This window comes from Acidobacteriota bacterium, from assembly GCA_022562055.1.
GTDB lineage: Bacteria > Actinomycetota > Acidimicrobiia > Spongiisociales > UBA5794 > BMS3BBIN02.
In genome coordinates this window covers 50,277-61,302 of the sequence record JADFQA010000019.1, presented here as the reverse complement: position 1 = coordinate 61,302, position 11,026 = coordinate 50,277, and the positions used below count along the sequence as shown (strand labels likewise).

General features: G+C 59.7%; 9 protein-coding genes and 1 tRNA gene. 2 read left to right on the top strand and 8 right to left on the bottom strand.

Annotation, left to right across the window (positions count from 1 at the left end):
- Together IIC71_08315 and IIC71_08310 are read left to right on the top strand one after the other, a co-directional pair.
- On the top strand, nt 1-773 hold a 773-nt coding region (locus tag IIC71_08315; GenBank protein ID MCH7669187.1), incomplete at its 5' end, for a transposase.
- Between the two features lie 682 nt (nt 774-1,455).
- On the top strand, nt 1,456-1,638 hold the full coding sequence (locus tag IIC71_08310; protein ID MCH7669186.1) for a hypothetical protein: 183 nt from the start codon (nt 1,456-1,458) through the stop codon (nt 1,636-1,638).
- Between the two features lie 201 nt (nt 1,639-1,839).
- On the opposite strand, the gene IIC71_08305 is transcribed toward IIC71_08310, so the two are convergent.
- The 8 genes from IIC71_08305 to mfd form a co-directional block, all read right to left on the bottom strand.
- Nucleotides 1,840-1,928: transfer RNA gene (locus IIC71_08305), tRNA-Leu, on the bottom strand.
- A gap of 21 nt (nt 1,929-1,949) precedes the next feature.
- Entirely contained in the window at nt 1,950-2,870 is a 921-nt protein-coding gene (locus tag IIC71_08300) for a Ppx/GppA family phosphatase (protein MCH7669185.1), read from the bottom strand.
- Nucleotides 2,851-3,390 (bottom strand): DUF501 domain-containing protein, encoded by a 540-nt coding sequence (locus tag IIC71_08295; GenBank protein MCH7669184.1) that lies wholly within the window; start codon nt 3,388-3,390, stop codon nt 2,851-2,853. Before IIC71_08295 ends, IIC71_08300 begins: the two co-directional genes overlap by 20 nt.
- Nucleotides 3,377-3,826: a septum formation initiator family protein gene (locus IIC71_08290; protein MCH7669183.1), complete on the bottom strand. Its 450-nt coding sequence runs from the start codon at nt 3,824-3,826 to the stop codon at nt 3,377-3,379. The genes IIC71_08295 and IIC71_08290 overlap by 14 nt, the downstream gene beginning before the upstream one ends.
- Complete coding sequence (gene eno / locus IIC71_08285; protein MCH7669182.1) at nt 3,826-5,100, bottom strand: phosphopyruvate hydratase; 1,275 nt, start codon at nt 5,098-5,100, stop codon at nt 3,826-3,828. The genes IIC71_08290 and eno overlap by 1 nt, the downstream gene beginning before the upstream one ends.
- Nucleotides 5,101-5,219: 119 nt before the next feature.
- The gene (mazG, locus tag IIC71_08280) at nt 5,220-6,671 is read right to left on the bottom strand and encodes a nucleoside triphosphate pyrophosphohydrolase (protein ID MCH7669181.1); all 1,452 of its coding nucleotides are present in this window, start codon (nt 6,669-6,671) and stop codon (nt 5,220-5,222) included.
- Between the two features lie 3 nt (nt 6,672-6,674).
- Entirely contained in the window at nt 6,675-7,595 is a 921-nt protein-coding gene (locus IIC71_08275) for a peptidylprolyl isomerase (protein ID MCH7669180.1), read from the bottom strand.
- Nucleotides 7,596-7,604: 9 nt separating this feature from the next.
- A complete protein-coding gene (gene mfd / locus IIC71_08270; GenBank protein ID MCH7669179.1) occupies nt 7,605-10,976 on the bottom strand; it encodes a transcription-repair coupling factor in 3,372 nt (1,123 codons plus the stop codon).
- Between the last annotated feature and the right edge of the window lie 50 nt (nt 10,977-11,026).

Genomic DNA, 11,026 nt, shown 5'->3' with positions numbered 1-11,026 from the left:
GCAAGAACGATGTGATCGACGCGTCGGCGGCTGCGAGCGTCGCTGCGCTCCAGGGCGACATCGCAGTCGTGGCGGCCGAGGACGAAACAACCGTGTTCGCTCTGCTTGAGGAACGGCGGGCGAACCTTGCTGCTCAGCGGGTCCGATCAGTCAACCAGCTCCACGCGTTGTTGAGAGACCTGATCCCTGGCGGAGCACCCACATCGCTCAAGGCCAACGCCGCAGCCGAGGTTCTGCGCAAGATCAGGCCGACAACACCAACCGGGCGTATCCGCAAGATGCTTGGCTGGGATTTGGTGCGAGAAATCCGCAGTCTTGACTCGCAACTGGACTCGATCGCAGCCCAGATGACCGAAGCGCTCGACGACTACGGCAGTCAGCTACTCGAGGTCGACGGGATCGGACCCGTGCTCGCAGCCCGGCTCATCGGACGCACCGGACGACCATCGCGGTTCCGTAGCTCCGACGCGTTCGCGAGTTACGCCGGCGTCGCCCCGATCGAGGTCTCCAGCGGTGAACGTGTCACCCATCGGCTTTCCCGCAGCGGCGACCGCAAACTGAACTCCGCTGTGCATCTGATCGCAGTGACCCAGGTACGCATGCCCAAGAGCGCCGGCCGTCGATACTTCGACCGCAAGATCGATGAAGGCAAGACCCGCAACGAGGCTATGCGCTGCCTCAAACGCAAGATCGCCGCCCACGTCTGGCGTCGCATGCTCGCCGACGAACAACACCGTCAGGCCGTCTGCGCGTCCCTCAACGACGCTGCTTGACAAACACAGAGGCACCCTGGGACGTTCCTACGGATGTCAAGTCCGGGGCGACTCCAGGTCGAAAGAGTGAGCATAGGTACAACAATGTAACTACGTGCAGGGCATCCGACTGCCAATATTCGCGTTCTCAGGTGCATCGGCAGCTTCGTTAGGTGCTGACTACAGCCATCGGACACAGCCGGTTTACGCACAGAGAATGCGTCAGCCATTCAACAAAAACCTGCTCCGTGGCATGGTAAGTTTTCGCGTTCTGCGGCTCTTTTTGCCGCTTCGATGGAGTTGTGTGGTGTCGGAGGAGCGAAGGGTCGTTCATCTGACATCGCTATGGGATCTCGATTGTCCAGAACACAGGGTCGTAGGTGAACGGGTTCGATGCCCAGTGGAACTCTACGGTTGTGGCGTCTTGTGGGATTTCGTAGGCGATGCCACGTTTGAGGGTTTTGTCGAAGAGGATTGTGCCGGCTATATCGCCGACGGTGTTTGCGAAGATCGCGAGGCCGTAGGTGATTCCGTCGGTTGAGCGAAGTTCGAAGTCAAGTATGTTCGAGTTCTAGGCGTCGAGGTCTTTGTTCTCGACGGTGACGTTGATAATGAGCCACATGGTTCCGGTGTCGGGTTCTTCGAATTCGCTGCCGGTGCCGATCTCGAGCGAGTCGAGCCAGGCGATTTGCGTTCCTGTGACTTGCCATTGGTCGTCGCCGACACCGTACGCGACAGGCCGATAGCTGCACTCGTTGTTGTCGTCGTCGGCACCGCTGCAGCACTGTCTCTTGTGAAGGGTGCCTTTGCTGCGTTGACGAGACCCGGTGGTTCGCCACAGCTCGGCGTTTCAACGTATCTCCTCGCCCGAGCACCAAACGTGTAGCAGATTTCGTGGACCACCTCCCGCAGCGCAACCCCTGCGGTGATTTTCACGAAGCGAAGCCCCCCACCATCACGGTGGGGGGCTTCGTCGCGACGAGGTGTGCCCGTGTTGTCAGTTGCCTGCGGCGTTGCCCGCCACGCTACATCGAACAGTCGTTCGCCTTGTTGAGGGGCGCTCAGCCCAGCAAACCTAGGCTCTTGCTGGTGCCCGGGGCGGGAATTGAACCCGCACGTCCCGTTAGGGACAAAGGATTTTAAGTCCTTCGCGTCTGCCGATTTCGCCACCCGGGCCTGGGGAGAGTGTAGATCGCGCTATGTGACGCCAGCTTGGCCAAGTGATAGTGCCAGCCCATGAAGGATCCCGGTTTCAGAAATACGGACATCGGTAACACCGACAACCTTCAGCGCCCTCTCCACAACAATCGAGCCACCGAGAATGATATCTGCGCGACCTTCATCCATAGACGCGATGTTGCGGGTCTCTTGGACGGACCGCAGCGCCAAGAACTCGACTAGCCCTTCGATCGCGGTGAGTGTCATAGTCGTTCCGTGTACCTTCTGCGAGTCGAAACGAGCGAGATCGAGGTGCATGGCTGCAAGCGTTGAGAATGTGCCGCCGACACCGATGACGGTTGATGGTTGCGTCGGCAGTGCAACTCTTGACATCAGTTCGTCGGCCGCTGATCGGGCGACTGCCAACTGTCCTGGCTGCACCGGACGTTGCTGAAGGTGACGTTCGGTGATGCGTACCGACCCGACATCGATGCTTACCGAATAATCGGGCTCGGTTGTCCCCAGTACGAACTCGGTGGAGCCGCCGCCGGGATCAATCACAAGCACGGGTCCGGCACTCTCGACACCGAGCGTCGCTCCCCGGAACGATAGCGCTGCCTCTTCGTCACCATCTATGACGTCGGGGCGAACCCCAAGGGTCTCAGTGGCCCGATCCAAGAACTCATCAGAGTTCGACGCGTCGCGGACGGCCGAGGTTGCAACAGCTCGAACTGCTTCCGCTCCGGTCCGTGCAATGACCGCGCCGAACCCAGCGAGAACTGCAACACTACGGCCAAGAACGTCCGGGTTGATTTTTCTGGTGGCGTCGACACCGCGGCCAAGCCGCACCAAAACGACTCGCCGCTCGACAACATTTAGGAATTCAGTCTCGCCGGCTCCGACGTCAGCCACCAGCAACCGGACGGTGTTGGTACCAATGTCAACCGCTGCGACCCTCACGGTGCGGTTCTTTCCACGCTTGATTCCATACAGGCGTCCCTTCCTGCGCCACCACGCATGGGGACGCACAGTCGAGCGGCATGACCTGACCCGCCAACTCTCGACCAATCGGATTCTCGTTCCCGGCAAGTGTATCGGCAAGATGCGAGTGAAGGCATTTCACTCCACCGCGCGACCCTCCGATTCCCCCGGTTGGGGCGACAGCGTCGATATTGGCGACCATGGCATCACGGTCGGATGCGTAGCGCGACGCAGCCGCCGCGAACTCGGCGGCGAAATCGATGTCGGTCGAGATGCGTTCGTCATAGGCACGAACTCCTCCCTCGCTCTCGATACGACTTATTCGGCGCATCATCAGCGGGCAGGTCAACCAGTAGGTTGTCGGAAACGGCGTACCGTCGTCAAGGTGGGGCGGCACTACCGTGACCACGGGAAGATTGAAGTGGCACTCGTGTGCAACAACGACGTCGCTGCGAGGGGGCCGACCAATCTGGATCTCGACTACGTCACGGTTGTTCATCGGGAACAAGATCTCTACCGGTCAGGTAATCCCACATCCTTTGGAACCAGGGTCTGCGGTCAGGTATCCCAAGCGGCGCATCGACAGCCACCGAATCAACGGGAGTCACCTCGACGATGTAGGACACTTCCCCTTCGTACACGAGACCGAACTGCTCACGGGCAAGGCGTTCAACACCGGCCGTCGATTCGAGAGCCGCGATCTGTTGTGAGATCAGCTCGTTCTCGGATCGTATCGCGTCGAGCTGCGTCTGGTTATGCTCGACTTGCCGATTCCTTGCGATGATGTCGCGAAACGGGATCACTCCCGACAGTGTTCCGGCGAGGCCGACGACGAGTCCAAAAGCAAGCAGCGGCGAACGCGCCCACCTACGCCGCGGTGCAGGAGCCGGCTCCTCCATATGGTCCTCGACGAGCGTCAGGTCGATAACTTCCATTACCGTCGACCGCCAAACGCATCCCAGCCGGCGTATCTGGCAGAAGCACCGAGTCCTTCCTCAATCCGGAGAAGCTGGTTATATTTTGCTGTGCGTTCGCCGCGCGCTGGGGCGCCGGATTTGATTTGCCCGGCGTTGGTTGCGACGGCGAGGTGCGAAATGAACGTATCCTCGGTCTCTCCTGAACGGTGACTCACCATCAGCGCATACTTGTTCGACTCTGCAAGTTGCATCGTGTGAAGAGTCTCTGAAAGAGTGCCGATCTGGTTCACCTTGATAAGGACCGCATTGGCAACACCGAGATCGAACCCTTTGCGGAGGATTTCCTCGTTGGTGACGAATATATCGTCACCAACCAGCTGGATACGATGGCCGAGGCGCTCAGTGAGTATTTTCCAACCATCCCAGTCATCTTCGGCGAGCCCGTCTTCGATCGAAACCAGCGGGAAGTCGTTCACGAGGACTTCGAGGTAATCCACCATCTCGGTGGATGTCAACTGCTGGCCGTCTAACTCGTAGCGACCGTCGCGGTAGATCTCAGAAGCCGCGACGTCCAACGCAAAAGCAATGTCTTCCCCAACAACGTAGCCGGCAGCGTCGACAGCTTCGGAGAGGAGTTCCAACGCAGCGCGGTCCGCAGGCAAATTCGGAGCGAACCCGCCTTCGTCACCAACGTTCGTCGTAAGACCACGACCACCGAGGACTTTCTTCAACGTCTGGTACACCTCGGTGCCAGCGCGAAGCGCATCGCGGAAGGTTGGGAGGCCCGCAGGCACCAGCATGAACTCCTGAATGTCGACGCTGTTCGCCGCATGGGCACCACCGTTGAGAACATTGAGGCACGGCACCGGTAGCAACCGAGCCGAGGTACCCCCGAGATAGCGATACAGCGGCAGACCAGCGGCAACGGACGCGGCCCGTGCCGCCGCGAGGGATACGGCGAGTATCGCGTTGGCGCCAAGTCGCTCCTTGTTCGGCGTGCCGTCGAGATCGAGCATCGTCTGATCAATGAGTTCTTGGTCGGTCGCATCGAGACCCGTGATGGATTCAGCGATCGTTCCGTTGACAAGATCGACGGCTTTCTGGACGCCCTTCCCGAAATAGCGGTTGTCGCCGTCTCGAAGTTCGCTTGCTTCAAGCGCACCGGTGGACGCACCTGATGGCACGGCGGACCGACCGAACGCTCCTCCGGCGAGCGTGATCTCAGCCTCAACCGTCGGATTGCCGCGAGAATCAAGAATCTCACGTGCCCATACTTTGATGATATTCGTCATGGGGACTGGTTTCCTTGGGTCGCTTCTGTCATGCCGGTTGAAAGCTCTCGCTCGAACGCGGACGCGAGAGTATCAGAGGTCGTGTGTTGTGCTGGTGCATTCCAAAAACGCGGCGAAACCTAACCCACCGCGCCCTTCGCCTGCTGCCAGAGCTCGTCCATCGCATCCAGCGACATGGATTCCAACCCACCACCGGCATCTTGGGCTGCAGACTCCATCCATCGAAAGCGCGCCTCAAACCTGGTGATAGATCCACGAAGCGCCGACTCAGCGTCCACGGACACATGGCGGGCGATATTCGCCACCGCAAAGAGGACGTCGCCTAACTCGGACTCCTGCTGCAACGGTCCAGCTTCAGCAAACTCGTTGAGCTCGCCGCGAAGGGCGTCGAGCGCCGCACCGGCGTCGCCGAAGTCGAAACCGACAGAGCGAGCACGACGCTGCGTTTTGTCAGCTCTCGCCAGACTCGGCAGGGAGAGCGGAATGTCATCCATCAACGACTCTCGTCTTTTTTCGCTCGCCTTGAGAGCCTCCCAGTTTGCAATGACGGCCTCAGCATCGTCGGCTGCGACGTCGCCGAACACGTGGGGGTGGCGGTACACCAATTTGCGACGGATGCCCTCTGCAACCTGGTCAATGGTGAATGCGCCTGCCTCGCTAGCCAGTGTCGCGTGAAACACGACCTGGAGTAACACGTCTCCGAGCTCTTCCTCGACATGGCTGTACGCAACCCAGTCCGGGTCACCTTCCGGCGCTTCAACACTGAGCTGCTCAAGCGCCTCGACCACTTCGTAGGTCTCTTCAATGAGGTGTCGGAGCAGACTTCTGTGAGTCTGCTTTTTGTCCCATGGGCATTGACGACGCAGAATCTCGTTGATCGCGATAAGACCTCGTAGCCCCACCGCTGAAGCGGGGACATACACCGATGTCAGGGGGGTTGTCGTTATGGTCGCAAGATCGCCGAGGGTCACTATTTCGATGCTTGCATCGTCGTTGCCGAGAGCATCGACGATCGTGATCTCAAAGTCGTCCTCCAGAACCTTCGCCAACAATCCCGCGACACGATCGGCAACCTCGCGTCGATCGACCTGCGTGATAACAGTCGGAATCGTGAGATCCGGTGTGGTCTCCAGCGCCCGGCCATCGAGGAGCTGTAGCCCATCGGCAATCGGGTCTAAGCCAACCGTCAGAAAGAGAAGGTCAAGGAAAGACTCTCCCGAAAAGACTTTCACGGAAAGACCTGCCTCGGCAGCAGCGGCCCGCATCATCGGAATCGCCCGTTCGCCCACAGCGACCGACCCTGGAACCGCGTACACGGTCGGCCCACGTTTCGCGGAGTCGATGACCCGCGCAACGATCGCCTGGTAGACATCATCGAAGTCGTCGGCAGCGTCATACAAGTCGTCGCAGACCACAACGTCGCGAGTGGCTGACAGATCCGCAGCACCGGGGTGGTGACCTGTCCTCACAATCACGGTGTTCGCAGTGCAGCGGATGACAGCGAGCGGAGCCGCCGCAAGCCGATCAAGCGGACCGGGACCGAGACCAACGAGGTAGAGGTCGGTCGCCATGTACTACGACTCTGGAGGCGTGATGCCAACGCCAGCAGTGGACCAATTCCCAACTGCGTCGTTGATAGAGATGTCGGCATCGCGAATTTTCCCGTTGTACCAGGGGACGAACACATCTCCGATTTGGCTGGGTGTCACAAAGCTCAACGGGTCGGCTGACCACTCATCAAACGAGGTCGGACCGAAACGGCTGTCGACAAGCAACACGTGCCATCCAGCATCTGTCCTAAAGGGCGCTGTCACTACGCCAACCTCAGCGTTCAATGCCGATTCGGTGAACTCGGGAAGGAATCCAGACAGAGTTCGGGGGCAACGTCCGTTGTCGTCGGGAAGTGGCTGCCCACCAAGATCCACATCGATCGAGACATCCTCGGCAACCGACACGAAATCCTCTCCGGCAACGACTCGGTCGTAGGCAGCCAGTGCCTCGTCTTGCGTCTCAGTACGGAGCTGGCGAACACAGCCAACGTACAACACGGCACGGTTGTTGTTCCAGATGTCATCTAAGAAACTCTGGTCCCCCGCAATCTCAGATTCGGCAACCCGTTGGCGGGCGATGAGCAGCTTGACCTGCCTCTGTACCGCGGCGTCGCTGAATCGAGAATCGGTCTGCACGTTTGCAATTGTGTCGGCGTATGCGAGCGGTGGGTTGTCTATCCATTCGCGAACTTCGTCGTCCACAATCGGTGTGCCCGACAGTGCCTCTGCCTCGGTGATGATCACAGACTGAATGATGAATGTGGCAAGGTCCTGACGGAGCTGCTCTGAGTTGAGAACCGTAGTTTCCTGACCGACGAGCATCGCGTCGAGATCGTCGTAGGTGACGTCGAGGCCGTTCACTGTTGCAAGGACAACGCTGTTGCTGCTGCATGCCGCCGCAGCCAAGGAGAGCGCGGCGGTAAGCATGAACAATCGTCGGAGCATTGTGACGTCCTATGCAGTAGGTGGCAAAGTAGGCCACATTCTACGGACAAACTGGACAACCGTATCAAGAACATCGTCGCGCTTTGGCGGCACCGGCATGAATAGATTCGCGCCTCGCTGCGTGGTCCCGGGAGCGATCCTCTGGAGTCTGATCTGTTGACTCTCTTTGAGGTTGACCGGTCCGATGCGAATTTCGTCGCGCACCTTGACGATTTCGGTTAGCCCTATCCGAATCGCATCGGCCCTCAATGCTGCCAGGTCAACGAGGCGCTGTGCGGCAGGTGGAAGATCGCCAAAACGATCCCTCCACTCCTCAATTACATCGCTGACCCCTTCGGCAGTTACCGCGGCCGCCAACCGCCGATACCCTTCGAGACGGGCATCGGTGTCCACAACGTAAGACGGTGGCAGGCTTGCGTCAACAGGTAAGTCGATCCGTATCTCGGGGAGGGACTCCTCCTCAACGACCGTGCCTTTGAGCTTGTTGACAGCGTGAGACACAAGCTCGACGTACATGTCGAGTCCGACTGCGGAGATGTGGCCGGTCTGGGTCTGTGACAGGATCGATCCTGCCCCTCTGATCTCAAGATCCCTCATTGCCAAACTAAATCCGCTGCCAAGATCCGAGAACTCGCCAATCGCTTCGAGCCTGCGGTACGCCTCCTCGGAAATGATTTTCTCCTCGGGGTGAAAGAGGTAGGCGTAGGCACGTTGACTACCGCGACCGACACGACCTCGAAGCTGATAGAGCTGGGCCAATCCGAGCCGATCGGCACGTTCGACAATGAGCGTATTTACCTGGGGTAGATCGAGGCCGGCCTCGATGATGGTCGTCGCCACGAGAACGTCGTAGTCGCCGTTCCAAAAGTCCAACATCACCTGCTCCAGCTGACCCTCTGACATCTGGCCGTGTGCAACGGCGTAGCGGGCATCGGGAACGAGGTTGCGGAGCCGAGTTACGCAGTGGTCGATCGACTGCACCCGATTGTGAACATAGAACACCTGGCCCTCGCGCAACATCTCACGGCGGATAGCCGCAGATATCGCCTGGTCGTCGAGCGGACCGACATAAGTAAGGATCGGGTGCCGATCAATGGGCGGTGTACGAATGTGGCTTACGTCACGTATACCGACGAGTGCCATCTCGAGGGTGCGAGGAATGGGAGTCGCGGTGAGGGTCATCACATCAACGGATGTCCGAAGCTCCTTCAACCGGTCCTTGGCGCCAACGCCGAACCGTTGCTCCTCGTCGACAATCACCAAGCCAAGATCCTTGAACGCGACGTCCTGGCTCAACACCCGGTGTGTTGCAACAACAATGTCGACATCGCCGCTCGCGAGGTCGCGAATCACAGCTGACTGCTGCTTCGTCGTAAGGAAACGGCTCAGCATCTCGACCCTGACAGGGTACGGTGCCAGGCGTTCCTCCCAGTTGGTGAAATGCTGTTGCGCAAGAAGCGTCGTTGGGACCAGGATGACGACCTGTTTGCCACCCTGCACCGCCTTGAACGCTGCACGCAACGCGACCTCGGTCTTCCCGAAGCCAACATCTCCGAAAATGAGCCGGTCCATGGGGCGCTCGCTTTCCATGTCCGCTTTTACGTCGAGGATTGCTTGGAGCTGGTCCGGGGTTTCCTCATACGGAAATGCGCCCTCGAACTCGGCCTGCCACGGTGTGTCAGCCTCGAATGCGTGTCCGACCGCGGCTTCACGCTTTCGGTGCAGATCGATCACCTCCTCAGCGACTACCGCAACGGCGGTTCGTACCTTCTTGCGGGTCTGCGCCCAGTCAGAGCCACCCATTTTCGAGAGCTTCGGATGCTCGCCCCCCGTGTACCGCCGGATGGCGGCGAGCTGATCGGTAGGCACGTACAGTCGATCCTCACCGCGGAACGCAACGAACAAATAGTCCCTTTCCACGCCCGCAATCTCACGGTGCACAAGACCTTCGAACCGACCGATGCCATGGTGATGGTGGACAACGAAGTCACCAGGTCGCAGGTTCTGGTACGCATCCCCGTCCTCGACAGCTTTACGCTGAGTCGCCTTCCGGTGCGACCGCCGCCGTCCGGCTATCTCCATTTCGCCAACAACGCCAAACCCGAGACCGGGGGCAACGAACCCGCGATGGATGCCGGTCGAGATCACAACCACCCGCTCGCTACCGACCTCATCGACCAACGGGATGTCGAGACCGGCCTCTCCTAGGAGACGTGACACCCTGGTAGCCGCAGCCTCGCCGTCCATTGCCACAACAATCCGCAGACCACGTTCGTTCCACCGCAGTATCGCCGCCGCAATCGATTCGGCATCTCCGGGTACACCATCGAGTCCCCGAAGTTCCAGTTCTTCATCAGCCGGACCCGAGGCGATGCGCGGAGCAATAGTTGGAACGACCGGTGAGAGAACCCGTTCAAGGGACAGGTACAGCGGGGGGTGTTCACCGGCGAGAGGTGCCCCCACTCCCCATGTCGCTGCAAGCGCGGCCGCTAGATCGCCCTCCTCAGCAACAAGCTCGAGCGAGCGAGCCGCAGCTTTTGAGGGATCGAACACGACCACCTCGGTGTCGATAAGGTCGTCGAGAACTCCGCTCTCGTCAGCGAGCCACGGCAACCACGACTCCAGCCCTTGAAAGCTGATCCCATCAGCGATTTTGTCCCACGTTGCCGAAGCCCACGTCTCGGTGCGAAGTAGCTCAGTCGCGCGGTCAAGGACCGTGCCCTCGGGGCGAAGCTCTCGAGCCGGGTAGATGAGGAACTCGTCGACCGCGTCGGTTGAGCGCTGCGAACCGACAGCGAACCTCCTCAAACTCTCAATGTCATCACCGAAAAACTCGACACGCACCGGATAGTCACCCTCAGCCGGAAACACATCGATAATGCCCCCGCGCACCGCAAACTCTCCGCGCCCCTCGACACGGTCAGATCGGGTGTAGCCGATCGCGGCAAGCTCACCAACGAGAGCTTCGAAATCCATCTCATCGCCGGGGCGCAGTACCTGCGGTGCGACAAAGGACGGACTCACGCGCTGAGTTACTGCCCGAACCGACCCGACAACGATGGTTCCTCCAGAGGCCGTAGCGAGCGCATGACGTGCAACGGCCCGCTGCGCCATAGTCAGGACGTTTGGAGAAACATGCTCGAACGGCAACGTCTCCCACGCGGGAAGGTGCACCACCGAAGAGGTAAACAACCTGACGTCGTCAACAAGGTTCTCCGCTTCGCGCTCGCCCGGCAGCACAGCCAACAACGGTGAGTTCGCTTTCTTGGCGGCGATGGCGAGATACACCGCTCGTACCGCGGCCGGCACGACAATGCGGCGGGCGTCATTGGTCGAGATCCCGCGGTGATTAGCAAGAAGAGATTCGAGTGGGGTCGTCACGGCGCACCATCGTACTGCACTGACCCGGTCCCAAACCACCAGTCATGCCG

Bases quoted from the DNA above. Each gene is read 5' to 3' on its own strand.
- IIC71_08275 (MCH7669180.1), bottom strand. From the start codon at position 7,595: ATGCTCCGACGATTGTTCATGCTTACCGCCGCGCTCTCCTTGGCTGCG.
- IIC71_08290 (MCH7669183.1), bottom strand. From the start codon at position 3,826: ATGGAAGTTATCGACCTGACGCTCGTCGAGGACCATATGGAGGAGCCG.
- IIC71_08295 (MCH7669184.1), bottom strand. From the start codon at position 3,390: ATGAACAACCGTGACGTAGTCGAGATCCAGATTGGTCGGCCCCCTCGC.
- eno (MCH7669182.1), bottom strand. From the start codon at position 5,100: ATGACGAATATCATCAAAGTATGGGCACGTGAGATTCTTGATTCTCGC.
- mazG (MCH7669181.1), bottom strand. From the start codon at position 6,671: ATGGCGACCGACCTCTACCTCGTTGGTCTCGGTCCCGGTCCGCTTGAT.